This window comes from Vibrio sp. AND4, from assembly GCF_000171815.1.
In the GTDB taxonomy this organism is placed as follows: domain Bacteria; phylum Pseudomonadota; class Gammaproteobacteria; order Enterobacterales; family Vibrionaceae; genus Vibrio.
This window is the reverse complement of the sequence record NZ_ABGR01000010.1, coordinates 28,733-54,720: the sequence shown is the minus strand read 5'-3', so window position 1 is coordinate 54,720 and position 25,988 is coordinate 28,733. Positions and strand designations below refer to the sequence as shown.

Here is a 25,988-nt window from a genome sequence, read left to right as displayed (position 1 = left end):
CCAAATGCGAGCTTTTTGTTTGTATACGTATAAGTTCACACTTTAAGTGTTGAGAAGATTACCATCTTGGTGTCAAAACGGGTCTTACTAACACACTTTAGTCTTAATCTGCTCGTTGCATAATGAACTTGTGTTAGAATCTCAGCACTTGAATGTGAGTTGTAAGGCGTGTATTTTGGCCCGCCTAAACGTTATACCGAAACTTATCGTTGCAGTACTTCGTGGGAGGCTCCTAAGAATTCCAGCGATTGTGAGCTTCGGTATAAATCTTAAATATTAAAGAGGATAAATCATGCGCATCATTCTTCTAGGTGCTCCAGGTGCAGGTAAAGGCACACAAGCAAACTTCATCATGGATAAATACGGTATCCCACAAATCTCTACTGGTGATATGCTTCGTGCTGCTATCAAAGCAGGTACTGAGCTTGGTAAACAAGCGAAATCTGTTATCGACGCTGGTCAGCTAGTTTCTGATGAGATCATCCTTGGTCTAATCAAAGAGCGTATTGCTCAAGACGATTGCGAAAAAGGTTTCCTACTCGATGGTTTCCCTCGCACTATCCCTCAGGCTGATGGCCTAAAAGAAATGGGCGTTGATGTTGATTACGTTATCGAATTTGACGTAGCTGATGATGTTATTGTTGAGCGCATGGCTGGCCGTCGTGCTCACCTGCCTTCAGGTCGTACTTACCACGTTGTTTACAACCCACCAAAAGTGGAAGGTAAAGATGATGTAACTGGTGAAGACCTTGTTGTTCGTGACGACGACAAAGAAGAAACAGTACGTGCGCGCTTGGGTGTCTACCATGAGCAAACTGCACCACTGATCAATTACTACGGTAAAGAAGCAGAAGCTGGTAACACTAAGTACCTTCAATTCGATGGCACTAAGCAAGTTGCAGAAGTAAGTGCAGATATTGAGAAAGCGCTAGCATAATTTGCTAACGGCAAAATTTAATCTTTTGATATATTTTAAAGCGACCACTGGGTCGCTTTTTTATTTTGCCTGTAAGTACGATGAACCATGAGGTTCGTGTTACCGTATGAAGCAAGCTGTTCACCATGAGTAGTATGTTATGAAAAACAACAATAACAAACAGGGCGTGTTATTGGTTAATTTAGGTACGCCTGATGATCCTACCGCACCAGCCGTCAAACGCTTTCTTAGTCAGTTTCTGCATGATCATCGTGTCGTTGATATGACTCGTTGGCTGTGGTGTCCGATTCTTCACGGTATCATTTTGCCAATTCGCTCACCCAAGGTCGCCAAGCTGTACCAGTCCGTCTGGATGGAAGAGGGCTCTCCGCTGATGGTGTATTCAAAACAACAAGCTCAGAAGCTCGCCGTGGCGCTGAATATGCCAGTTGAATTAGGTATGACGTATGGCAACCCAAGTTTGCAGTCAGGTTTTGAAGCGCTGCAAGCACAAGGCGTAGAGGAGGTGATTGTACTGCCGCTTTACCCGCAATACTCAGGTACAACGACAGCCGCAGTCTCTGATGGTATAACGAAAGCATTCAAAAAGATGCCGGTAATGCCAGGATTCAGTTTCATTCGTGACTACCACAATCATCCCAAGTACATCGCTGCACTTGCTCAATCGGTCCGTGACCACTGGGCGGAGCACGGTCAGGGCGATTACCTGCTTTGCTCTTACCACGGTATTCCTCAGCGCTATGCAGACAATGGTGATATTTACCCTAAGCATTGTGAAGAGACGACTCGTTTACTTGGTGAAGAGTTAGGGCTGACTGAAGCGCAAATGGGCATGACATATCAGTCACGCTTTGGTCGTGAAGAGTGGCTACAGCCATATACGGACAAGACGTTAGAGGTACTTCCAAGTCAAGGTAAGAGGAAGTTGAACGTGATTACGCCAGCTTTCTCGTCAGACTGTTTGGAAACGCTGGAAGAAATTTCAGAAGAGTGCCGCGAGATTTACCTAGAAGCCGGCGGTGAGAGCTTTAGCTACATTCCTTGCTTGAATGACAATGATCAGCACATTGAGATGATGGTTGAACTGGTTCGCTCTAAGCTTTAAACCAACCCCCGAAACCATCTACGTGGTAGTTTCGGGGTCAGAAAATAAAAGAGGGTCGCGATTGCGGCCCTCTTTTTTGCTTACATTTTGAATTAAGCAACTTGAGTTTGTTGCTCTTCAATTTGTTCTGCGGTGCTATGAGTATTGGCTGTTCCGTGCATCCAAAGAACAAGTTTGTTCGAGAACAACAACAGAATCACACCAGATAGGGTTGCTGTTACTGCGATACCACTGAAGATAGCCAGTGCACCCAACTCACCAACGTGAGAGCCAACATAACCTGCGACGTAGTTTGCAATCGCGTTACAGCCGAACCATGCTCCCATCATAAGTGAAGCAAGACGCAGCGGTGCGAGTTTAGTGACTAACGATAGGCCGATAGGAGACAGACACAGTTCGCCCAGCGTGTGGAAGAAGAATGCGCCGACTAGCCATAGCATTGATGTTTTAACCGCAGTGTCGCCACCTTGTTCCATAACGGCACCAACCATACACAGGAAACCTAGAGCTAGGAAAAACATCGCGAAAGCAAACTTCATCGGTGAGTTAGGTTCGCGTTTACCCAGTTTCACCCATAGAACGGCTAATACAGGTGCCAGAGTAATAATGAAGAATGGATTCAGAGATTGAAACCACGCTGCAGGAACTTCAAAACTACCAATCATACGATCTGTGTATTGCTGCGTGTAGATGTTCATTAGACCACCAGCTTGTTCGAAACCTGCCCAGAAAACGATAGTAAACAGGCTCATAACAAGGATAACCTTGATGCGGTCAATTTCTTTTTTGGTCAGTGGTTCTTTTCTCGCAGATTGCTTAAGCGCTAGGTCACGCTTGGCTGCAGGTTCGCGGCCAATATCACCTAACCATGATTGCGCCATTGTTATTTGCATCACAAGGCTAATAAGCATACCAATACCAGCTGCAACGAAGCCTGCTTTCCAGCCAAATTCGTTCGTTACCGTACCTGATACAACACCAGCCATCAACGCACCAAGGTTAATACCCATGTAGAAGATAGTGAAAGCACCGTCACGGCGGTTATCGCCTTCATTGTACAGGTCACCAACCATAGTAGAGATGTTTGGCTTAAACAGACCATTACCGCAAATAAGCAGAGCGAGCCCGAGATAGAAAGTGTGTAAAGAGCTAAGTCCCAAGGCATCTGCTGGCATTGCTAGCGTAAATTGGCCAATTGCCATTAACGTACCGCCGATAAGGATCGAGCGGCGTTGACCCAAGTAGTTATCTGCAAGGTAACCACCAATAAGTGGTGTGATATAGACAAGTCCAGTATAGATGCCGTAAAGATCTAGAGCATCTTTAGTCGACCAGCCAAGACCACCGTGCATTGTTGTGTCAGTAAGATAAAGTACTAGAATGGCGCGCATTGCGTAGTAAGAAAAGCGTTCCCATAGTTCTGTACCGAACAATAAGAACAAGCCACGTGGGTGACCAAAGTATTGATGTTGGTTTGACATAAGCTCTTCTAATAGTAGTTATTACATTTTTTAACGGAACTTACGTATACATGGCAATTTCTTTCCTGACAATTAATAAAATTATCCACGACGATTTAAATACCTTATGAAACGCTGGTTCAGCGTTGAATTAATGGGGTTTTTGCCGATGTTTAGGGTTTGTTACAAACTTACTTTTCATTTTTGGCTGTAGACAGGTTTTCTTAAGTTGATGAAAAAGGTGTAAATTGTAAGGGGAATGTGTTGTTGCCGAATGATAGGCGAGCTTAATGTCCATGACTCGTTCTAGCCTTAATGCTAGGATGACAAAAAAATATAATTGGCTATTAATATAATGAAACGTTGGTATTTACTGTATTGCAAACGTGGGGAACAAGTCAGGGCAAAACAGCACTTAGAAAATCAAGGTGTAGAGTGTTTTTACCCAACGCTAGAGGTCGAGAAGATCTTGCGAGGTAAGCGACAAAAAGTCGAAGAGCCACTGTTCCCTTGCTATGTGTTTGCTCGATTTGATTACGAAAAAGGGCCGAACTTCACGTCAGTTCGATCTACGCGAGGTGTGGTAGACTTTGTGCGCTTTGGTGCACAGCCGAAAGAGGTACAGGGTGATCTGATTTATGAGCTTAAGCAGCTGGATAAATGCGTTGATGACCATACCGATGCTAAGAACATGCCGAAACCGGGTGATGAAGTGCGAGTTAAAAGCGGACAATTTGCAGGTATCGATGCCATCTTCCAAGAACAAGATGGTGAGAAGCGCTCAATTATGCTGGTTCAGATGATCACCAAGCGGGTACCTGTCAGCATAGACAACAGCGATTTAGATTTAAAATAGCCGAATACAAGCAAACATCAAAAAGAGGTGCGCAAGCACCTCTTTTTGATCGTCTTTACTGTGTTTATTTTTAATGGGCAGGTGTGAAGCTAGCCCTTATTGAAACAAAGGCTAGCTAGTACGCGTCGTTGTGAACGGTTTGTACAGCACGGCCTGATGGATCAACACAGTTTTGGAATGATTCATCCCATTCAATTGCTTTAGCGGAAGAACACGCCACAGAGGGGCCACCAGGTACACACTCTGCAGCTGATGGCAGCGGGAACAGCTCTTCAAATATTTCGCGGTATACATAACCTTCTTTGGTTGTCGGAGTGTTGTAAGGGAAGCGGAATTGTGCCGTTTCCATTTGCTGATCCGTTACCTTCTGCTCGGCCACTTCTTTCAATGTATCGATCCAGCTGTAACCGACACCATCAGAGAACTGCTCTTTTTGACGCCATGCGATTGATTCTGGTAGGTAGTGCTCAAAACACTCGCGAAGAATGTGTTTTTCCATCTTACCGTTGCCGCACATCTTATCAGTAGGGTTCAAGCGCATTGCTACGTCGATGAATTCCTTATCTAAGAAAGGTACACGACCTTCTACGCCCCACGCGGCTAATGATTTGTTTGCGCGTGCACAGTCAAACATATTTAGAGCAAGCAGTTTACGTACGGTTTCTTCATGGAACTCTTTTGCGTTTGGCGCTTTGTGGAAATACAGGTAACCACCGAAGATTTCATCTGCGCCTTCACCTGACAGTACCATCTTAATACCCATCGCTTTGATTTTGCGTCCCATTAGGAACATAGGTGTTGAAGCTCGAATCGTGGTTACATCGTAGGTTTCAATATGGTAAATCACGTCACGAATCGCATCTAAACCTTCTTGGATGGTGTAAGTCATCTCGTGGTGAACCGTACCAATCTGGTCTGCAACCTCGCGAGCGGCTTTCAAGTCTGGGGCACCTTCTAGGCCAACAGCGAATGAGTGCAGTTGTGGCCACCAGGCTTCAGACTTCTCATCATCTTCAATGCGCATAGCGGCAAAGCGTTTTGCAACCGCAGAAGTAATAGAAGAGTCCAGACCACCAGAAAGCAGCACACCGTAAGGTACGTCTGTCATTAGCTGACGCTTAACCGCAGCCTCTAGCGCTTCCGTTAGTTCCTCTTTACTTGTGCTATTGCCTTGCACTGCCGCGTACTCGTTCCAGTCTCGGGTGTAGTAACGTTGTGGCTCTGTATCTTTACTGCTGTAGTGACAACCCGGAGGGAACTCACTTACAGTTTTACATACAGGTACAAGTGCTTTCATCTCTGATGCTACAAAGTAGTTGCCGTGTTCATCATAACCTTGATAGAGCGGGATGATGCCAATGTGGTCGCGACCAACGAGGTACTCATCTTTTTCTTCATCGTAAAGTACGAATGCAAAAATACCGTTTAGCTCTTCAAGAAGATCAGCGCCCATGTCTTGATATAGTGCGAGGATTACTTCACAGTCTGAATCGGTTTGGAATTCGTACTTGCCCTCGTAGCGAGCACGGATCTCTTTGTGGTTATAGATTTCACCGTTTACAGCAAGGATGAGTTTGTTATCAGGGCTGTACAGCGGCTGTGCGCCACTATTTAGACCTACAATAGCTAGGCGCTCGTGTGCCAGAATTGCGCGTTGTGATGAATAAATTCCGGACCAATCTGGGCCGCGGTGACGAAGTTTTTTCGACATCTCAAGTGCGATAGGTCGCAATGCCGCTGCATCGCTCTTAATGTCTAAAATGCCAAATACTGAACACATACAACATCCTTTTTTAAACTAGACAATTTTTAATCGGTATAGCTTTAATTTGCCATTATGAGTAAAAAAAGCAACGATTCATGACGAAAAAGATAGCAAGAAACTATATTGAGTAAATAAAATTTAATTAATTGTCTGTTTTGGTGAATGGGATTAAGTTTTGGTTTAAAAAGTGTACAGAAAAGCCCTCTTATCGATAGAGGGCTCAAAATAAATCCACTTCGATGCTTATTTTATCGGTGTGAACTGAGGTTGAAGTTGATCGCAAACATGACGTGCAAATCCACTTCCGGCCTCATTATAAATGTTGAATGCGGCATCTACGCCAGTTGCTAATAAGCCTTCGATCTGATCTGGGTATTCGGCAATAGCCGCAATTTGTCCTTTATATTTTCGACTTTGCAGCTGCTCAAGTGCAGTTTGGTTGCCTTGATGATGTGGCATGGCCAGTAGGACCAGCTTTACGTTAGCCGTATCTAAAATACGTTCCCAAAAATCAGGGTCAGTCGCATCACCTGCGATGACATTTCTCCCCTCAGACCTATGTTTGTGCGCGGCGTCCTCACGAACTTCGACCCCCAATGAAATCTTGCCGTATCGAGCGCGTATTTCATCGTAAGCACCCGTACCGATTCGGCCCATGCCAAGAATAAGCACCTGAGCACGACCCGGATTGATGAGCTGATCACGTTGATTGAGTTTCTCTGCTGCCGTTTCTTGCAGCCATTTACCAGAGTGTTGGTAAATCTGGTGACCCAATCGGTTTAGCGGAGCAGAGATAATGAACGAAATAGATACCGCGACAGCAATCGCAGCCAACATGTCGCTTGGCATCCAACCCATTTTGTAAGCCAAGCCTCCAACAATCAGACCAAATTCACTGTAGTTGAAAAGTGATAGCGATGTCAGTAACGAAGTACGTACACGGAACTTAAAGTGGTTAATGGTGAGGAAGTACAGCAGCCCTTTGATCGGTAATAGCAAGATGAACAACAGCGCTAAGCCAACACCAGTAAAGCTCAATGATGCAGATAAACCAATATTGAGGAAAAAACAGACGAGAAATAGCTCTTTCATATTGAACAGCGATTTTGATAGCTCGGATGCTTTATGATGGCTGGCCAGCAGCATACCCAATATTAATGCACCTAAATCTGGCTTCATACCGACAAATTTAAATAAGCCCGCGCCAACGACGAGCGCAAAAAAAATGCCGAACAGAACCAACATCTCACCATGGCCTACTTTGTCTAACAGTTTGTAGAACAAGGGGCGAAGGAACGGCAGGGCAAACAGTCCGATAGCATACCATTCCGGAATTTTTCCTGTCGAAGCGGTAAGGAAGACCACGGCAAAAATATCCTGCATAACCAAGATACCAATGGCAATGGTGCCATAGGTGGCGTTCATTTCACCTTTCTCTTGCAGCGACTTAACCGCAAATACGGTACTGGAGAAGGAGAGAGCGAAAGCGAGCAATAGAATTTGGCTGTGGTCCATGGTGGTCAGGGCTGCGAGCCCAAGTAACTTCAAGCCAATAAGCACCGATGCAAAGAAAAGAGTCGAGATAATATTGTGCGCGGTGGCTCCCCCCCAAATCTCTTTAGAGAGCAGCGTTTTTACATCCAGTTTTAGGCCAATAGTGAAAAGCAGCAAGGTCACACCGAGATCGGCGAGTGTGACAATAACATCATTACTTTGGTAGCCAAACGCATGAAGGCTGAAACCTGCAAGTAGGAAACCGACTAAAGGCGGGAGGTTGCATTTGATTGCAATTAAGCCGGCGAGGAACGCCGTTGTAATAAGAATAATTTCCATACTGTTAAGCTGTATCCCTGATATACAAAAACGGGCTGTGAAACCACAGCCCGAGATTGTAACTCAATTAATTGTATAAACTTAGTCTTCTAGTAGTTTTTGTAACAAAACTCCGTTCAACATAGCACGTTTGATCATTGCAAATGCGCCCTTTGTTGGCTGTTTATCGATAAGAGAAGCAACGATTGGTAGTTCGTTGTGGAAAGTTTTCAAAGATTGGGTCTCGACGTTGCGCTGGATCGCTGGAAAAACAATGTCTTCAGCGGCAGTAATATCACCGGCGATGACGATTTTTTGTGGGTTAAACAAGTTAATCGTCATGGCGATAGCTTTACCAAGTTGGTTACCTACGCGAACTAGGCTTTGCTTCGCCAGCTCGTCGCCATTCATTGCATGAGTGCAAACGTCGTCGATGGTGATGTGCTCAAGCTGGCCAAGGCTTGATTCGTAACCTTGTGCAATGAGTTTTTGTACGCGCGATATGATGGCTGGATTTGCTGCAACCGTCTCTAGGCAACCAAAGTTACCACACTGACACTGTTCGCCGAGCGGATCGATTTGGATATGGCCGATTTCTCCGACATTACGGTTGAAACCGAGGAACACTTGGCCATTGACTATGATTCCTGCACCAGTACCACGGTGTACACTCACAAGAATCGAATCTTGGCAATCTTGGCTCGCGCCAAAATAGTGTTCAGCTAATGCCATACCGCGTACGTCGTTCCCGACAAAACACGCAATATTGAACTTTTCACGAATGATGTCACCAAGAGCGAGATTATCAATATCCGTATTCGGCATGTATTCAACAACGCCTGTACTTGGGTTCACCAAACCAGGTAGTGTGATTCCGATAGCGATAAGTTGATCGATTTTGTCTTGGCAACGATTTATGAAGTCTCTCATTAAATCAACTAAACCAGAGACCAAGTCAGCTTGGTTGCCGTAGTAAAATTCGTGCTGGGCTTGAACCAATGCGTTGCCGCCTAAGTCGTAGAGGCAAAATTGCACGTAGTCACGACCCAATCGAATTGCGACGGAGTGAAAAGGTTTCACTTCAGTGGTCAACGAAATAGCTCGACGGCCACCGGTAGAAGCTTGTTGCGCGACTTCTTTAATTAAGCCGCGCTCTAAAAGTTGGCGGGTTATTTTGGTAACACTTGCTGGAGCGAGCTGACTAACATCCGCAACTTGAATACGGGAGATTGGACCTTGTTGGTCAATCAGCCGATACACTGCAGCGCTGTTCAGCTGTTTTACTAAATCTACATTACCAATTTGTCCGCCATTCATGCTTAATTTTGCTCGTATTGTCCGTTAACAATCGTCGCTTTTACATTGAAGTTACGATCAAAAACAGTAAGGTTTGCTACCATACCTTTTCGAATTCGGCCAAGTCGTTCCTCAACACCGATTGCGGTTGCTGGGTAAAGTGTAGCCATTCGTAAAGCTTCGTCTAAAGCGATACCTGCGTGCTCAACTGTATTCTGAACTGCTTCGATCATAGTCAGAGCTGAGCCGCCTAGTGTGCCATTTTCATCAACACACTTACCATCTCGGTAATATACTTTCTTACCGACAAAAATAAAATGATCCATGTTAGCACCTGCTGGAGCTGTGGCATCCGTCACCAAAACAAGCTTTTCGCCCTTGATTTTATGAGCAATTCGAATATTCGCATAATCGACATGGAAACCGTCAGCAATGATACCAGCGAAAACCTCAGGCGTATCGTAAATGGCACCAACGACCCCAGGCTCTCGGCCAACCATTGGCGTCATCGCGTTGAATAAGTGAGTCGCAAATGTGATGCCTGCCTCGAAGCTTTGACGTGCTTCGGTGTATGTTGCGTTCGTATGACCGATAGAAACGACGATACCAGCGGATTTTAAACGAGAGATATGCTCAGGGTCATTTTGTTCTGGTGCTAACGTTACCTTCGCAATGATGTCTGCGTTCGCGCAGATCAAGTCAATCATGTTGTCGTCAGAAGGGCGAATGAAATCAACGCTGTGAATACCTTTTTTCGCTACGTTGAGGTATGGACCTTCAAGGTGCAAGCCTAGCGATTGATTTTGGTATTTGCTGTGGTACTCACGAGCTGCTGAAATCGAAGCTCGCATGTCTTCATCTGAGGATGTTATTAGGGTAGGCAGAAAGCTTGTACAACCAGATTTAAGATTTGCTTCATGCATGATCTGCATTGTTTCTGCTGTGATTTCGTCGTTAAGCATCACGCCACCACAGCCGTTTAGCTGCAGATCGATAAAACCAGGGCTCAGGTTCGCACCGTCTAGATCTTTGATTTCAATACCTTCTGGTAATTGAGTCACGGGCACAACTGATTGAATCTGGTCATTGTCGATAATGACAGCATGATCGGCAAGAACATCACTACCGGTATAGATTTTACAGTTACTTAGCGCGTACATAGTCAGCTAGTCCTTATAAATGAAATTCATTTTCTGTTCCGTTATCTAATTAATAAACCCATGAGTCGGGTTGCAACTTAGTTTGTATAACTGAATTAGATAACGAGCGACATACAGTAAATTGCGTTCTTTATTGACTTTGTTGTCATGGTAACTAGCTGAAAAATAACAACTTAACTTTTTTGTTTGATTGTTTTTTAGAGCAAAGTTACTGAGAATCATCTGTAGAAACATCAAAATAACACTGATTCTTTATTGCATAAAGTCCGAGAATATTATCTCTAAAACACCATTTTTTTGTATAATAAAATAAGTTTTATGATCTCGCTAGCAAAAACCTTCTGAATGCCCTGTTTGTGGTGATTATGATCACAAACAATGAGCGTTTAATTTGCGGGGGAAAATTAATAACATAAACTGGCAGCGACTAAATTGAACGGCTGAAATAAGTCATTCGACAAAACATAAAATCCTACAGGGGGAACTTAAGGTGAATATTCTCGGATACGCGCAGAAGTTAGGTAAAGCTCTTATGCTTCCTATCGCAACGCTTCCAGTTGCAGCGCTCTTACTACGTTTGGGGCAGCCTGATCTTTTAGATATCGCGTTTATGGCATCTGCTGGTAACGCAATTTTTAGCCAACTACCACTATTATTCGGTCTCGGCATCGCGATTGGTCTTTCAAAAGACGGTCAGGGTGCAGCAGGTCTAGCGGGTGCGGTTGCTTACTTTGTATTGACAGCAACAGCATCAACAATCGACGAAAGCGTAAACATGTCATTCTTTGGCGGTATCATTGCTGGTATTATCGCTGGTCACTCTTACAACGCTTTCCATACTACTCGTCTCCCTGAGTGGTTGGCATTCTTCTCTGGCAAACGTCTAGTTCCAATCATGGCGGGTCTGTTCTCGCTAGTCGTGGGTGCTGTTGCTGGTTTTGTATGGCCAACAATCCAAGGTGGTCTGGATACACTAGCACACGCAATATCTACCTCTGGTTCTATCGGTCAGTTCGTATACGGTACTCTTAACCGTGCACTTATCCCTGTAGGCCTGCACCATGTACTAAACTCTTACTTCTGGTTCGGTATGGGTACATGTCAAGAAGTGTTAGTATCTGGCGCAAATGCGGCTGGACAAGCGCTTCCTGCACTACAACAGCTTTGTGTTGACCCTGCTTTAGCGAAAACTCTTGTTGCTAGTCAAACTCACACATTTGAATTCGCTAACTCTGTAACTCCAGAAATCACCGCAACAGTTAAAGAAGTAACTGAAACTCTAAAATCTGGTGATCTACACCGTTTCTTCGGCGGCGATAAGAGCGCTGGTGTATTCATGAACGGCTTCTTCCCTGTGATGATGTTCGGTCTTCCGGGTGCGGCACTCGCTATGTATCTAGCAGCACCAGCTGAGAAACGCAGTCAAGTTGGTGGTGCGCTGTTCTCGGTAGCATTCTGTTCGTTCCTAACAGGTATCACAGAGCCTTTAGAGTTCATGTTTGTGTTCCTAGCACCTGCTCTATACGCAATCCACGCCGTGTTTACTGGTCTATCTCTAGTACTTGCAAACACGCTTGGTACGCTACATGGCTTTGGTTTCTCTGCGGGTCTAATTGACTTCGTACTGAACTTCGGTCTAGCGACTAAGCCTCTAGTGCTTCTTGCTCTAGGTCTAGGCTTCGGTGTGCTTTACTTCGTTACATTCAGCTTCGCTATCCGCGCATTTAACCTGAAATCACCGGGCCGTGAAGATGACGATGAATCTGTAGCTCCTGCTGGTGATGCACCAAAAGGTGACCTGGCTCGCCAATACCTTAAAGCACTCGGCGGTCATGACAACCTAACGTCAATCGATGCGTGTATCACTCGCCTACGTTTAACGCTTAAAGACCGCTCCGTTGCTGACGAAGCAGTACTTAAGAGATTAGGTGCAAAAGGTGTGGTTAAGCTTGGTGAAAACAACCTTCAAGTTATCCTTGGTCCTCTTGCAGAAATCGTTGCTGGTGAAATGAAAGCGATTGGTGCGGGTGAAGATCTATCAGATGTAAAACTGCCTTAGTGATATCTTAATTATTCTCTGTGAAGACCTCCTTCGGGAGGTCTTTTTTTGTTTATGCAGATTTAATATGCTGTGCTTTCAAGCGAAGAAGAGAAATATTGCTGTTTTAACGACGGTTCTTGTTGTCTAATCGCTAAGAATTGTGGATCATTAGGACAAAGCACTCTGTAAACCGATTAAGTTTACTGAGTAACGTTTCTCTGACAATACTAATATTTTTGAGGTGCTATAGATGAGTGAAGCTGATGCTCGTCCATCAAACTTTATTCGCCAGATCATTGATAAAGATCTAGCGGATGGTAAACACACTAGCGTGCATACTCGATTTCCGCCTGAGCCGAATGGCTACTTGCATATCGGTCATGCTAAGTCCATCTGTTTGAACTTCGGTATTGCTCAAGACTACCAGGGCCAATGTAACTTGCGTTTCGATGATACAAACCCTGAAAAAGAAGACATCGAATACGTTGAGTCTATCAAGAAAGATGTAAACTGGTTGGGCTTCGAGTGGGATGGTGAAGTATGTTACTCATCAAACTATTTCGATAAGCTTTACGAATATGCAATTGAATTGATCAATAAAGGCTTAGCGTATGTTGATGAACTAAGTCCTGAGCAGATTCGTGAATACCGCGGTACACTAACAGCGCCGGGCAAACCAAGCCCATACCGTGATCGCCCAATCGAAGAAAACCTAGCACTATTTGAGAAAATGCGCGCAGGTGAGTTCGAAGAAGGTAAAGCGTGTCTTCGCGCGAAGATCGACATGGGCTCTTCATTCATGGTCATGCGTGATCCTGTTATCTATCGTGTTCGTTTCGCGACTCACCACCAGACTGGTGATAAGTGGTGCATTTACCCAATGTACGACTTCACGCACTGTATCTCTGATGCGTTAGAGGGCATTACGCACTCTATCTGTACTTTGGAGTTCATGGACAACCGCCGCCTGTACGATTGGGTTCTCGATAACATCACGATTGATAGCCGTCCACATCAGTATGAGTTCAGTCGATTAAATCTTGAATACACAGTGATGTCTAAGCGCAAGCTGAACCAACTAGTGACCGAAAACTTGGTTGATGGTTGGGATGATCCACGCATGCCAACCGTATCCGGTCTGCGTCGTCGTGGTTTTACATCTGCATCGATTCGTGAATTCTGTAAGCGTATTGGCGTAACCAAGCAAGAGAACATGATTGAGTTTGGTTCTTTAGAGTCATGCATTCGTGATGATCTAAACGAAAACGCACCACGTGCAATGGCTGTTCTCGATCCTGTTAAACTTGTTATCGAGAACTTCGAAGAAGACGCGGTAGAGACACTGACAGTTGCGAACCATCCAAACAAACCTGAAATGGGTGAGCGTGAAGTACCATTCACTCGCGAAGTTTGGATTGAGCGTGAAGATTTCCGTGAAGAAGCAAATAAGAAGTACAAGCGTCTTGTTTTGGGCAAAGAGGTACGTCTACGTGGCGCATACGTGATCAAAGCAAAACGTATTGAGAAAGACGCGGAAGGCAAGATCACAACCATCTTCTGTACTTATGACGCTGACACACTAGGTAAGAACCCAGCAGATGGCCGCAAAGTGAAAGGTGTTATTCACTGGGTTTCAGCGGATAAAGCACTGCCTGCAGAAATCCGTCTGTATGATCGCTTGTTCACAGTGCCAAACCCAGCCGCTGCGGATGATTTTGCTGCGACGATCAACCCAGAATCACTCGTGGTTCTAAATGGTTTTGTTGAGCCAAGCCTAGCGACATCAGAAGCTGAAAAAGGCTACCAGTTTGAGCGTACGGGTTATTTCTGTGCAGATTCAAAAGACTCTTCAGCGAACAAGTTAGTGTTCAACCGTACGGTTGGCCTACGTGATACCTGGGCGAAAATCGAGACTCAATAATCTCCATCCTTGCTCACAAAAATGCCAGCATTCTTGCTGGCATTTTTTATGGTTAATCTGATTTGCTCAGACAATAAAAAACGTCAGCCGAGGCTAACGTTTAGAGTCTTCGTTAATAAAAGCGTTACGTTTTATTTTGTCGGCTTGTGCGCGTCAGGGTTTGTTTTACATGAACCATCACGACATTTACCGTATAAGTATAAGCTGTGATTGGTCAGAATAACGTTGTACTTGGCCGCAATTTCTTTTTGACGCTCTTCTATCACGTCATCCGAGAATTCAATCACTGCACCACAATCGAGACATACAAGATGGTCGTGGTGATGCTGGGTTGAGAGTTCAAAAACTGATTTACCGCCTTCGAAGTGATGACGAGTAACAATGCCGGCATCGTCAAATTGGTTGAGTACACGATAAACGGTCGCTAGTCCGATCTCTTCACCTAGATCAATTAGCTTTTTGTACAAATCTTCTGCACTGATGTGCTGGCAGTCTGGCTGCTGAAGTACTTCTAGAATTTTTAGCCTTGGAAGGGTTACTTTTAAACCCGCATCCTTCAGCGCCTGATTATTGTCTGACATATACTTTCCCGTTGGATCATCTGCAGCGATTTAACAGAATATATTATTCATGTCATTATAGGCGAAGCGTACTCAACATTAAACCACGAACTTCAGAGGGTTAATCGATTCTTTTTGTAAATTGGAAACAGGTCGATTATATTTCAGGTCATACCAGTTGTATGCTGATGAGTTTGGGACTTTAGACTACGGAAAGTTATGAATAAGCGACTTGCTAGAATATATAAGCCAGGGATTGTGAAGTTTTCGCTCAATATTTGGCCGCCATTTTGGGGCGCCGGTATTAAAATCTTACATATTTCTGAAGATTTTCGCATGGTGAAAGTGCGTTTGAAACTGCGCTGGTGGAACAAAAATGCCAATCGGACGCAATATGGTGGAAGTATTTTCTCTCTCACTGACCCTATTTACTCTTTGATGTTGATGGGTATTCTTCGCGAGGAATATTATGTCTGGGACAAAGAGGCGAGTATCAACTTTATTAAACCTGGGCAAAGTGATTTGTTTGCAGATTTTGAGATTACGGACGGCATGTTAGACGATATCTATCAGATGACACGCAATGGTGAGAAATGCTTCCCAGAATTTATTACTCACGTGAAAGACAGAGAAGGCAACCTTGTCTCGGAAGTGCAACGTAAGTTGTATGTGAGGAAGAAACCTCAGTATCGAGAGGAAGACATTGCGCCAGAAATCTCTTAGTACCTGTTTAGATACAAAAAGACCTCCACGAAGGAGGTCTTTTTTATGAATGCTTTCTTAGTCTTCAAGCTCTGCTAAGCACATTTCTTCGTGGATTTGTTTAACCCAGTTTTTAACGCGCTCGTCAGTCAGTTCAGGTTGACGGTCTTCGTCGATACATAGACCCACAAATTGGCTGTCATCGCCTTCAACTAACCCTTTCGACGCTTCGAATTCGTAGCTTTCAGTCGAAGTGTAACCTAGGATAGTACCGCCTTTCGCTTCAACGATGTCACGAACGGTGCCCATTGCGTCGCAGAAGTACTCTGCATAATCTTCTTGGTCACCGCAACCGAAGATAGCAACTAGCTTTGTAGAGAAATCGATTTGCTCAAGTTCTGGGAAGAAGTCATCCCAATCACATTGTGCTTCACCGTAGTACCAAGTCGGAATGCCCAGAAGCAGAAGATCGAAGTTATCGATGTCTTCTTTGCTGCTTTTTGCGATGTCTTGAACGTGAACTAGTTGTTTACCTAGTTGCTTTTGAATCATCTTTGCAACGGCTTCAGTATTACCTGTGTCGCTACCGAAGAAGATACCTACACTTGCCATAGAGTCTATACCTTTACATTGTTTGTTAGTGGCGATGGGAGCAGAGCTTAACCTAACCCTGTGCCTTCCCAACTGAGCTGAATCAAACCTTTGGCGATGAAACCAGCGCAGCCAAGGAAAAGAACCAACCACACAATACGACGACCAAAAACAGGAACATTACCTTGCTTTAGTACATCTTTTATTGCCATCCCAATGAAGAAAAAGATAGCAGCAAAAAGAAGATCGAGCCCGATAGACTCGAGCATGTCCATATAGTCGTATAGCATTGTTGTCCTTCATGCCAAAAATTCTTTGGCGCACTATACCACTGTTAATCAGTAAAGTTAATGCACTACCAGAAGGGTTATTTCAATAATCTGGTGTTGTCTTTCGAATTTGTTAACTCGAAATAAATTTCCTGATCACACGCATTACCTCTGCTGGTTTCTCGGCATGCAACCAGTGTCCTGTATTAGCAATAATGTGCGCTTTGGCGTTGATAAACTGACGCTTAACCGCAGGTTGATGCTCTGGCATTAAATAGTCGGAATCACCGCCTTTGACAAACAAAGTTGGGATCTCGGTTGGTGCTATTTCTTGCCAGCCAATGATGTCGTCATAGTTGTTGAGCAGACTAACAACGTTAAAGCGCCAAGCCATTTTATCACCGTTTTTATATAACGACTTCGACAGAAATTGTCTAACACCATCAATTTCAATATGTTGAGCAAGAATGTCCATCGTTTGCTGGCGATTACTAGGTTGCTCTTTGATGACCGCTTGCAAGCCGCTAAACACGTTGTCGTGACGGTTTATTTGGTAAGACACGGGCGCCATATCGAGTACCACGAGTCTGTTAACGAACTCCGGGGCGATGTCCGCCAACTTTATCGCGACTTTACCGCCCATTGAGTGGCCAATAACAAGCGCAGGCCCGATATTCAAATCACCAAGTAAATTTGCTACGTCTTGTGCCATCACTTCATAGTTGTGAGTCTCTGAATGGAACGAGAGGCCATGGTTTCGAAGATCAACACTGATTACAGTATGATCTTGAGCGAGGTCGCGAGCCAGTAAACCTAGATTACTGAAACTGCCAAACAATCCATGAATTAAAACAACGGTTTGGCCTTGCCCTTCCTGCTTATAGTTGAGTAATACTGACATTTTATCTTATTCGTGATGGGTTTAACGTGGAGTATCCGAGAGGATCTCGTTATAATCCCCCAGAGTTTAAACATTGAGAATGTGAAAAGCGAATGAAAACAATTGAGGTTGATGAGGATCTATACCGTTACATTGCGGGTCAAACCAAGCATATCGGTGAAAGTGCCTCGGATATTCTACGACGTCTTTTAAACCTTGATGGCCAGTTGCAGGAAGCAGTTGTTGCTCCTGTGAAAGAACAGCCACAAGGAATTGTAGTAAGCAAAGATGCGGGTAAAGCAGAGTCATTAGATACGGTAAAAGAGATGCGCTCTTTACTTATCTCCGATGAATTTGCAGGTCTTAAGAAAGCGATTGATCGCTTCATGTTGGTACTGACAACCTTACACACACTGAATCCAGAGAGTTTCTCTCAAGCAACAAAAGTGAAAGGACGCAAACGCGTTTACTTTGCTGACAATGAAGAGACACTACTAGCAAATGGTAACACGACCAAACCTAAAGCAATTCCTGGTACGCCATTTTGGGTGATTACCAACAGCAACACCAGTCGTAAGCGACAGATGGTAGAGCAGGTGATGGCTCACATGGGATTCCAGCCTGACTTAATAGAGAAAGTAACAGGTTCAATCTAAGAAACCTGATAGAAGCCTCATAATATGCAGCGTTTAGTGGATATTATGAGGCTTTTTTGATTTTATTTTTTTTACAGAAAGGATGTCAAACATGGCTATGCACCCTCGTGCTGGGCAAAAGGCGCAGCAGGAAGATCTTCACAATATCCCGGCACTTGTTGCTAACTACTTCCTCCTTCAGCCAGATGCCGCTAATGCAGAACACAAAGTTCAATTCGGTACGTCTGGCCATCGCGGTACAGCAGATAAGCACACTTTTAATGAGAATCATATTTTAGCTATCGCTCAAGCGGTAGCAGAAGTTCGTGCTGAGCAAGGAACAAAGGGACCATTGTTTATTGGCAAAGACACGCACGCACTTTCTGAGCCCGCATTTGCTAGCGTGATTGAAGTGTTGATTGCGAACGGTGTGAAAGTGATTGTCCAGCAAGACAGTGGCTACACACCAACTCCGGGTATTTCACACGCGATTTTGACTTACAACACCAAGCACGATGACAAAGCTGACGGTATCGTAATTACGCCATCTCATAACCCACCACAAGATGGCGGGATCAAATACAACCCGACTCACGGTGGTCCAGCAGAAGGTGAGCTAACTCAAGCGATTGAAGATCGTGCCAATAGGCTGATTGCCGAAGGTCTACGAGGAGTGAAGCGCCTTCCATTGGCTGAAGCAAAAGCATCGGATCGGTTTGTTGAGGTGGACTTGGTAAAACCCTACATCGATGACCTAGTCAATGTTATCGACATGGAAGCAATCCAAAACGCAAATCTGAAGATAGGTGTGGATCCATTGGGTGGCAGCGGCATCGATTACTGGCGTCAAATTGGTCAGGCATACGACCTAGACTTAACACTGGTCAGTGAAGCCATTGACCCGTCTTTCCAGTTCATGTCCCTAGATAAAGACGGCGTTGTACGTATGGACTGTTCTTCTCCTTACGCAATGGCGGGTCTATTGGCACTGAAAGACGAGTATGATCTAGCATTTGGTAATGATCCTGACTACGACCGTCACGGTATCGTTACGCCGAAAGGTCTGATGAACCCGAACCACTTCTTAGCGGTTTGCATCGACTACCTATACCGTCACCGTGACGCATGGGGTAAAGACGTAGCTGTTGGTAAAACGCTCGTTTCAAGCGCCCTGATTGACCGCGTTGTCGCGGATCTCGGTCGTGAGCTTTGTGAAGTTCCGGTAGGCTTTAAATGGTTTGTGGATGGTCTTTACACTGGTGAGTTTGGCTTCGGCGGCGAAGAAAGTGCAGGTGCGTCTTTTCTGCGTAAAGATGGTACCCCTTGGTCAACAGATAAAGATGGCATTTTGCTGTGTCTTCTCGCGGCAGAGATCACTGCGGTAACGGGCAAGAACCCACAAGACTACTATGAAGAGCTAGCAGCAAAGCATGGTGAATCAAAGTATAACCGCATTCAAGCTGTCGCCAATGGCCCACAAAAAGACGTACTGAAGATGCTGTCACCTGAGATGGTTGCGGCGGAAACTCTGGCTGGTGATGCAATTACTGCCCGTCTGACGCATGCACCAGGTAATGGCGCGGCAATCGGTGGTCTTAAAGTGACGACAGCGAATGGTTGGTTTGCCGCTCGTCCATCAGGCACTGAAGACATCTACAAGATTTACTGTGAAAGCTTCAAAGGTGAAGAACATCTGAAACAAATCGAAGCCGAAGCACAAGAAATCGTTAATCAAGTATTTGCTGCCGCTGGCTTGTAATTCTAACGATTAAGGTTTTGAAAGGGTCGACATTGTGTCGGCCCTTTTTTGTTTAATAGGGAACGCTTAGCTTCGAGAATCAGGAGCGCTTTGCTTTAGGAATCGAGAGGTGCTCGTTGAGAGTATGGTGAAAAGGTAGTTTGATTAAGAAGGTGTTGACGGATCTTGTTCCTAGAAGAGCAAAATAAAATCCTTTCCCGTTTCCCGTTTCCCGTTTCCCGTTTCCCGTTTCCCGTTTCTAGTTTGGCCAAGTATCTGGTACAACAAACCAAAATTGCCCGTTCTGCGTTTGCGCGTGAACGAATCTATCGGATGGTCTGTCGATTGGTTCCAAGAACTCCTCATTGCCTGCTGCCCAAAGCGGCTTAGAAAGAGCGTAAAGTGGCTCTCCGATTTGCTCCCATTGACTCTGATAACACCAGAAACCGGATATTTGATTTGAGTCTAGTTCGTAACCTAAGCAGTTTGTCGGGATAGGTTCTGCAGAGAAAGGGTTAACGTAAAGGCGTCCTTGGATCAGAAGATGCTCACTCGGGGTATTGTCTAAAGGCAGTTGCTGATGGAACTCCTCTCTTTGGCTCATTTTTAGTTGGTGGGTGAGCATACGGTCGAGCTTCTTGTGCAATTGGTCGTGAGCATTCGGCCCAAACCAAATCCCCTTGTGAAGTAAGTAAAACTTGATGGCTACTTCCCAATGCTCGTGTTGTTTGGTTTCCTGATTCTTGAGGATCAAATCGACGGCGCCAATTGTGCGGCCAGTTGCGTCATTGAGTTGAATCTCTTCAGCAATCAACTCATATCGAGGTGAGCAAGTCAGTAGCTTGGTACAAAGGTGTTGGTAAAGAAAGCCAAGTCGAGGATTACCCTTGTAGTTTTCATCGTCTGATAGTGGGGGTGCCAGAATATCTTTGACCGTGACAAAAGGCGCTTGAGGTTTAAAAAGTGGCGGGGTGTTAGCAATCCATTGATAGAAACGTTGTAGCGAGTTCATCCTGTATCCTTGTTGTCACGGGCTGAGCCTTTCTATTGTACCGAAATTTCGTTAGGTTGGGGATGCCACAACTGGCATCTGGATTGCAGTTCGATATACACTTTGCCCAAGCCATAAATATTGGAATTAAAAATGAATAATTTACAGCTGGAAAGAATCCTCAACGAGAAACTGTCGCCTCAGATCATCAAAGACTATGCGCCTAATGGTATGCAAGTGGAAGGCAAATCAGAAATCAAACGCATCGTGACAGGCGTCACTGCTTCACAAGCATTGATAGAGAAAGCCATCGAGCTAAAAGCTGATGCATTACTGGTTCATCACGGCTACTTTTGGAAGGGCGAGCCTGAGCCCATTCGTGGAATGAAAGGAAAGCGTATCCGCAGTCTGATAAAAAATGACATCAACCTTTATGGCTACCACTTACCGTTAGACATTCACCCTGAACTGGGTAACAACGCGGAACTTGCGCGCTTGCTCGATATTGAAGTGGAGGGCGGCTTAGAGGGGCACCCTCAATCAGTCGCGATGTTTGGCCGCTTGAAACAGGCAATGACAGGTAGTGACTTCGCGAAGAAAATCAATCAAGTACTAAACCGTGAACCTTTGCATATTGCCCCTGACAATGCAGAAAAAATGATCGAAACAGTGGGCTGGTGTACTGGCGGTGGTCAGGATTTTATTGAACTTGCTGCTCAACATGGATTAGATGCCTTTATTTCGGGTGAGATCTCAGAGCGCACCACTTATACGGCTCGTGAGCTAGACATCCATTATTTCTCAGCAGGGCATCACGCAACAGAGCGATACGGCATTAAAGCGCTTGGGGAATGGTTAGCGCAAGAGCATGATTTAGACGTCACGTTTATTGATATTGATAACCCAGTATAGAAGGGGCGGGGTTTGTCTTTTGAGATGCGAAAGTATTACGCAATTATTCCTCGCATCTCGAAGCGAAGCGTTCCATAGAGCGCAGCTCGTTCCAACCATCCTAAAATAGAAAGGGTTGACGCTTTCACGTCAACCCCAACACTTATCCGATTCTCGATTCTCGATTCTAAACGTTACTCACGCTCGTGCAGTGGAGAAAACTCACGCTGAGTTTCACCAGTGTATAGCTGACGAGGACGACCGATACGGTTGAGTGGGTCACTGTGCATTTCATTCCAGTGAGCAATCCAACCGATAGTACGAGAAATCGCGAAGATAACAGTAAACATGGATACTGGAATTCCGATCGCTTTTAGGATGATGCCTGAGTAGAAGTCTACGTTCGGATAGAGTTTCTTTGACACGAAGTATTCGTCAGAAAGGGCAATACGCTCAAGTTCCATTGCGACATCGAGCAGTGGGTCTTTAATGTTTAGCTCTTTTAGTACTTCATGACAGGTCTCGCGCATGACGGTCGCACGTGGATCGTAGTTCTTGTAAACGCGGTGACCGAAGCCCATTAAGCGGAATGGATCATCTTTATCTTTTGCACGCTCTACGTATTCAGGAATATTATCGACGCTGCCGATCTCTTCAAGCATTTTCAGACACGCTTCGTTCGCCCCACCGTGTGCAGGACCCCATAGAGAGGCAATACCAGCGGCAATACATGCGAATGGGTTCGCTCCAGAAGAGCCAGATAGACGAACCGTCGACGTTGACGCGTTTTGCTCGTGATCGGCGTGAAGAGTAAAGATTTTATCCATCGCACGTGCAACAACAGGGTTTACCTCGTATTCTTCACACGGGTTTGCAAACATCATGTGCAGGAAATTCTCTGCATAGTTTAGGTCGTTGCGAGGGTAAATAAATGGTTGGCCGATGGAGTACTTATAACACATCGCTGCCAACGTTGGCATTTTAGACAGTAGACGGTACGCCGCAATTTCGCGGTGCTCGTCGTTATTGATATCCAGTGAATCATGATAGAAGGCAGCGAGTGCACCAACCACGCCACACATTACTGCCATTGGGTGAGCGTCGCGACGGAAGCCGTGGAAGAAGCTTGCGATTTGCTCGTGTACCATAGTGTGGCGAGTAACTGTTGTTTTGAATTGTTCGTACTGCTCGCGGGTAGGGGCTTCGCCGTAAAGAAGTATGTAACACACTTCGAGGTAATCTGCGTTATTGGCTAATTGATCAATCGGGTAACCGCGGTGCAAAAGAATCCCTTTACCACCGTCGATGTACGTAATTGATGATTCACAAGATGCAGTGGCAAGAAAACCTGGGTCAAAAGTAAAGTAACCATTGGCTCCCAGTTTACGAACATCAATTACGGGTGTACCTAGCGTACCGTCCATAATTGGCAATTCGATTGGCGCATGACCTTCGACGTGAAGGGTAGCTTTCTTATCCGCCATAACAATCTCCTTTGTTTATTATTTAATCCGTCCAGGATGTTTATGTGCCATTTTTGTACTGTTGTTAAAGCTTAAAGTCAATTTTTCTCCAGTTTTGTGTGCAGTTGTTATGATTTTTCTCATGAAAATCGTTAAAAATCTGTTCTGTGTAGCATTATTTGTTACATCAATTGTATTAGAATGTTGCTAGCCGTATATTGGCGAAGAAAATTTTAGTTGAATCCTTATAAATTCGGGGCTGGAAACAAAAGTGAGGTTTGTTCACAGATCCCGATTGTTAACAAGATGTTTGCAGTTATCTCCCAGTTTACTGTGAGTATTTGTTAACCAAATGTTAACTTTTGTACGTTTGGAAGCTGAAATTGGTTATAACTATAAATGCTCAATGGAGCTGAGTGAGCAAGCCCGTGAAAGAAAGAAAGTCAAGACCTGTTAATTTAGATTTACAGACCATTCGCTTTCCCATCACAGCAATCGCTTCTATCCTACACCGAGTGTCGGGTGTGATTACGTTTGTTGCGGTGGGCATATTACTTTGGTTACTGTCCGTTTCTCTGTCATCCCCGATTGGTTTTTTGGAAGCTGCTGATATTGTTGACAGCTTTTTCGTAAAATTCATTTTGTGGGGAATTCTGAGCGCACTCGCCTACCACATAGCTGGAGGTGTTCGTCACTTGCTGATGGACTTGGGCCACTTTGAAGAACTCGAATCAGGCGCGATGAGCGCAAAAGTCACCTTTGGTGCTACCGCAGTTTTATCTCTATTGGCGGGGATTTTGGTATGGTAAAACACGTTTCTTCATTTGGTCGCAATGGTGTCCACGATTTCTTATTGATTCGTGCATCAGCGATCATCATGACTCTATACACGATTTATCTGGTGAGTTTTTTTGCATTCTCAGATATCTCTTACGCATCCTGGACCCAATTCTTTAGTGGTTCCTTCACTAAGATCTTCACCATGTTGGCTCTTGTTTCTGTACTGATTCATGCGTGGATCGGTTTGTGGCAAGTATTAACGGATTACGTTAAGTGCGCGAAACTTCGCGGAGCACTGCTACTTGGTGTTATTGCCGTTCTATTCGGCTATGTCTTCTCTGGTCTATTTATTTTGTGGGGTGCGTAAGTGTCTATTCCAGTTCGTGAATTTGACGCCGTAGTAATCGGCGCTGGTGGTGCAGGCATGCGCGCTGCACTACAAATTTCGGAGCAAGGCCTGTCTTGTGCTTTGCTATCAAAAGTTTTTCCAACCCGCTCTCATACTGTTTCTGCTCAGGGCGGTATCACGGTTGCACTTGGTAACTCTCACCAGGATAACTGGCAATGGCACATGTACGACACGGTGAAAGGGTCCGATTACATTGGCGATCAGAATGCCATTGAGTACATGTGTAAAAACGGGCCAGAATCGGTGATCGAACTCGAAAAGATGGGCCTACCATTTTCTCGTTTTGATAACGGCTCTATCTATCAACGCCCGTTTGGTGGTCAGTCTAAAGAATTTGGCGGTGAGCAAGCGGCTCGTACTGCAGCTGCAGCAGACCGTACAGGTCACGCGTTGCTTCATACGCTTTACCAACAGAACGTTAAACACAAAACAACCATTTTCTCTGAGTGGTACGCACTAGACTTAGTTAAGAACCAAGATGGCGCCATCATGGGTTGTACTGCTATCTGTATGGAAACTGGCGAGATTTGTTACTTCAAATCGAAAGCGACGATTCTTGCAACCGGCGGTGCAGGTCGTATCTATGCATCGACGACAAACGCGCACATCAATACTGGCGATGGCGTCGGAATGGCGCTTCGTGCTGGCGTTCCAATGCAAGATATGGAAATGTGGCAGTTCCATCCAACGGGCATCGCTGGTGCGGGTGTGCTTGTGACTGAAGGTTGTCGTGGTGAGGGTGGTTACCTACTCAACAAAGACGGCGAACGCTTCATGGAACGTTATGCACCAAACGCGAAAGACCTTGCGGGACGCGACGTAGTTGCGCGCTCAATGATGATTGAAATCCGTGAAGGACGCGGCTGTGACGGTCCTTGGGGTCCACACATTAAGCTGAAACTAGACCACCTAGGTAAAGATGTCCTTGAATCTCGTCTACCTGGTATTTGTGAGCTGTCACGAACATTTGCCCATGTGGATCCAGTGAAAGAGCCAATTCCAGTCATCCCAACCTGTCACTACATGATGGGCGGGGTTCCAACTCAGGTATCTGGTCAAGCTATCAAGCAGACTGCCAACGGCAATGACGTTGAAGTACAAGGTCTGTATGCATGTGGCGAAATCGCGTCAGTATCGGTACACGGCGCTAACCGTTTGGGTGGTAATTCACTGCTTGATCTCGTGGTATTTGGCCGCGCAACAGGTCTGCATCTTGGCGAAACATTAGCAGCGCAAGCTGATGCACGCCCGGCGACAGAGTCGGATATTGAAGCATCTCTAGCGCGTACTATGCGTTGGGAAAACAGCACGGGTGGTGAAGACCCAGTTCAAATACGTAAAGATCTGCAATCTTGCATGCAAAATAGCTTCTCGGTATTCCGTGAAGGTGATGCAATGGCAACAGGTCTAGAAGAGCTGAAAGTGATACGTGAGCGTCTACAAAACGCACACCTTGCTGACAAGTCTTCAGAGTTCAACACGCAACGTATCGAGTGTCTAGAGTTAGACAACTTGATGGAAACTGCATTCTCTACGGCTGTAGCGGCGAACTACCGTACAGAAAGTCGTGGCGCGCATGCTCGTTTCGATTTCCCTGAGCGTGATGATGAAAATTGGCTATGCCACTCTATCTACAACCCGGAAACCGAAGCGATGACCAAGCGTGATGTAAATATGACGCCTGTTCACCGTGACGCTTTCCCACCGAAAGTACGTACATACTAAG

General features: G+C 45.2%; 23 protein-coding genes. 12 read left to right on the top strand and 11 right to left on the bottom strand.

What is annotated here, in order from left to right; genetic code table 11:
* Nucleotides 1–292 precede the first annotated feature (292 nt).
* Both adk and hemH read left to right on the top strand, forming a co-directional pair.
* Nucleotides 293–937: an adenylate kinase gene (adk, locus tag AND4_RS11895; protein ID WP_009843220.1), complete on the top strand. Its 645-nt coding sequence runs from the start codon at nucleotides 293–295 to the stop codon at nucleotides 935–937.
* A 139-nt stretch (nucleotides 938–1,076) separates the two neighbouring features.
* Complete coding sequence (gene hemH / locus AND4_RS11890; RefSeq protein ID WP_009843219.1) at nucleotides 1,077–2,042, top strand: ferrochelatase; 966 nt, start codon at nucleotides 1,077–1,079, stop codon at nucleotides 2,040–2,042.
* Nucleotides 2,043–2,134: 92 nt separating this feature from the next.
* On the opposite strand, the gene AND4_RS11885 is transcribed toward hemH, so the two are convergent.
* Nucleotides 2,135–3,523, bottom strand: a complete 1,389-nt coding sequence (locus AND4_RS11885) for a peptide MFS transporter (protein ID WP_009843218.1) — start codon at nucleotides 3,521–3,523, stop codon at nucleotides 2,135–2,137.
* A gap of 334 nt (nucleotides 3,524–3,857) precedes the next feature.
* Between AND4_RS11885 and rfaH the strand changes: the two genes are divergently transcribed.
* Nucleotides 3,858–4,358: a transcription/translation regulatory transformer protein RfaH gene (gene rfaH / locus AND4_RS11880; RefSeq protein WP_009843217.1), complete on the top strand. Its 501-nt coding sequence runs from the start codon at nucleotides 3,858–3,860 to the stop codon at nucleotides 4,356–4,358.
* 115 nt (nucleotides 4,359–4,473) lie between these two features.
* Here the strand turns inward: rfaH and asnB are convergent, their stop codons facing one another.
* The 4 genes from asnB to nagA all read right to left on the bottom strand — a co-directional run bounded on the left by asnB (nucleotide 4,474) and on the right by nagA (nucleotide 10,391).
* Nucleotides 4,474–6,138: an asparagine synthase B gene (gene asnB, locus AND4_RS11875; protein WP_009843216.1), complete on the bottom strand. Its 1,665-nt coding sequence runs from the start codon at nucleotides 6,136–6,138 to the stop codon at nucleotides 4,474–4,476.
* A 228-nt stretch (nucleotides 6,139–6,366) separates the two neighbouring features.
* Nucleotides 6,367–7,956 (bottom strand): cation:proton antiporter family protein, encoded by a 1,590-nt coding sequence (locus tag AND4_RS11870; RefSeq protein ID WP_009843215.1) that lies wholly within the window; start codon nucleotides 7,954–7,956, stop codon nucleotides 6,367–6,369.
* Nucleotides 7,957–8,037: 81 nt separating this feature from the next.
* Nucleotides 8,038–9,252 carry an ROK family protein gene (locus AND4_RS11865; protein ID WP_009843214.1) on the bottom strand — a complete coding sequence of 405 codons (1,215 nt, stop codon included), beginning with the start codon at nucleotides 9,250–9,252 and terminating at the stop codon, nucleotides 8,038–8,040.
* A 2-nt stretch (nucleotides 9,253–9,254) separates the two neighbouring features.
* Nucleotides 9,255–10,391 carry an N-acetylglucosamine-6-phosphate deacetylase gene (gene nagA, locus AND4_RS11860; protein WP_009843213.1) on the bottom strand — a complete coding sequence of 379 codons (1,137 nt, stop codon included), beginning with the start codon at nucleotides 10,389–10,391 and terminating at the stop codon, nucleotides 9,255–9,257.
* A 490-nt stretch (nucleotides 10,392–10,881) separates the two neighbouring features.
* Between nagA and nagE the strand changes: the two genes are divergently transcribed.
* Together nagE and glnS are read left to right on the top strand one after the other, a co-directional pair.
* The gene (gene nagE, locus AND4_RS11855; RefSeq protein WP_043991643.1) at nucleotides 10,882–12,450 is read left to right on the top strand and encodes an N-acetylglucosamine-specific PTS transporter subunit IIBC; all 1,569 of its coding nucleotides are present in this window, start codon (nucleotides 10,882–10,884) and stop codon (nucleotides 12,448–12,450) included.
* A gap of 232 nt (nucleotides 12,451–12,682) precedes the next feature.
* Nucleotides 12,683–14,353, top strand: a complete 1,671-nt coding sequence (gene glnS / locus AND4_RS11850; protein ID WP_009843211.1) for a glutamine--tRNA ligase — start codon at nucleotides 12,683–12,685, stop codon at nucleotides 14,351–14,353.
* Between the two features lie 131 nt (nucleotides 14,354–14,484).
* On the opposite strand, the gene fcrX is transcribed toward glnS, so the two are convergent.
* Nucleotides 14,485–14,934: a ferric iron uptake transcriptional regulator FcrX gene (gene fcrX, locus AND4_RS11845; protein ID WP_009843210.1), complete on the bottom strand. Its 450-nt coding sequence runs from the start codon at nucleotides 14,932–14,934 to the stop codon at nucleotides 14,485–14,487.
* A gap of 198 nt (nucleotides 14,935–15,132) precedes the next feature.
* On the opposite strand from fcrX, the gene AND4_RS11840 reads away from it, so the two are divergent.
* Nucleotides 15,133–15,636, top strand: coding sequence for a DUF4442 domain-containing protein (locus tag AND4_RS11840; protein ID WP_009843209.1), 504 nt, complete (start codon nucleotides 15,133–15,135; stop codon nucleotides 15,634–15,636).
* A 57-nt stretch (nucleotides 15,637–15,693) separates the two neighbouring features.
* On the opposite strand, the gene fldA is transcribed toward AND4_RS11840, so the two are convergent.
* The 3 genes from fldA to AND4_RS11825 form a co-directional block, all read right to left on the bottom strand.
* The gene (fldA, locus tag AND4_RS11835; protein WP_009843208.1) at nucleotides 15,694–16,227 is read right to left on the bottom strand and encodes a flavodoxin FldA; all 534 of its coding nucleotides are present in this window, start codon (nucleotides 16,225–16,227) and stop codon (nucleotides 15,694–15,696) included.
* 47 nt (nucleotides 16,228–16,274) lie between these two features.
* Nucleotides 16,275–16,496, bottom strand: a complete 222-nt coding sequence (locus tag AND4_RS11830) for a DUF2788 domain-containing protein (RefSeq protein ID WP_005446406.1) — start codon at nucleotides 16,494–16,496, stop codon at nucleotides 16,275–16,277.
* Nucleotides 16,497–16,608: 112 nt separating this feature from the next.
* Complete coding sequence (locus tag AND4_RS11825; RefSeq protein WP_009843207.1) at nucleotides 16,609–17,376, bottom strand: alpha/beta fold hydrolase; 768 nt, start codon at nucleotides 17,374–17,376, stop codon at nucleotides 16,609–16,611.
* Nucleotides 17,377–17,468: 92 nt separating this feature from the next.
* Here AND4_RS11825 and seqA point away from each other — a divergent pair, with 92 nt between their 5' ends.
* Nucleotides 17,469–18,011, top strand: a complete 543-nt coding sequence (gene seqA / locus AND4_RS11820; RefSeq protein ID WP_009843206.1) for a replication initiation negative regulator SeqA — start codon at nucleotides 17,469–17,471, stop codon at nucleotides 18,009–18,011.
* A 91-nt stretch (nucleotides 18,012–18,102) separates the two neighbouring features.
* Entirely contained in the window at nucleotides 18,103–19,749 is a 1,647-nt protein-coding gene (gene pgm, locus AND4_RS11815) for a phosphoglucomutase (alpha-D-glucose-1,6-bisphosphate-dependent) (RefSeq protein WP_009843205.1), read from the top strand.
* Nucleotides 19,750–19,987: 238 nt separating this feature from the next.
* On the opposite strand, the gene AND4_RS11810 is transcribed toward pgm, so the two are convergent.
* Complete coding sequence (locus AND4_RS11810) at nucleotides 19,988–20,740, bottom strand: DUF1853 family protein (RefSeq protein WP_009843204.1); 753 nt, start codon at nucleotides 20,738–20,740, stop codon at nucleotides 19,988–19,990.
* Nucleotides 20,741–20,872: 132 nt separating this feature from the next.
* Between AND4_RS11810 and AND4_RS11805 the strand changes: the two genes are divergently transcribed.
* Nucleotides 20,873–21,631 carry a Nif3-like dinuclear metal center hexameric protein gene (locus AND4_RS11805; RefSeq protein WP_009843203.1) on the top strand — a complete coding sequence of 253 codons (759 nt, stop codon included), beginning with the start codon at nucleotides 20,873–20,875 and terminating at the stop codon, nucleotides 21,629–21,631.
* A gap of 173 nt (nucleotides 21,632–21,804) precedes the next feature.
* Here the strand turns inward: AND4_RS11805 and AND4_RS11800 are convergent, their stop codons facing one another.
* Nucleotides 21,805–23,094: a citrate synthase gene (locus AND4_RS11800; RefSeq protein WP_009843202.1), complete on the bottom strand. Its 1,290-nt coding sequence runs from the start codon at nucleotides 23,092–23,094 to the stop codon at nucleotides 21,805–21,807.
* A 395-nt stretch (nucleotides 23,095–23,489) separates the two neighbouring features.
* On the opposite strand from AND4_RS11800, the gene sdhC reads away from it, so the two are divergent.
* The 3 genes from sdhC to sdhA are packed head-to-tail and all read left to right on the top strand — an operon-like array spanning nucleotide 23,490 to nucleotide 25,987.
* Nucleotides 23,490–23,882, top strand: coding sequence for a succinate dehydrogenase cytochrome b556 subunit (gene sdhC / locus AND4_RS11795; protein ID WP_009843201.1), 393 nt, complete (start codon nucleotides 23,490–23,492; stop codon nucleotides 23,880–23,882).
* Nucleotides 23,876–24,220, top strand: a complete 345-nt coding sequence (sdhD, locus tag AND4_RS11790; protein WP_009843200.1) for a succinate dehydrogenase, hydrophobic membrane anchor protein — start codon at nucleotides 23,876–23,878, stop codon at nucleotides 24,218–24,220. Before sdhC ends, sdhD begins: the two co-directional genes overlap by 7 nt.
* A complete protein-coding gene (sdhA, locus tag AND4_RS11785) occupies nucleotides 24,221–25,987 on the top strand; it encodes a succinate dehydrogenase flavoprotein subunit (RefSeq protein WP_009843199.1) in 1,767 nt (588 codons plus the stop codon).
* Nucleotide 25,988: the final 1 nt, after the last annotated feature.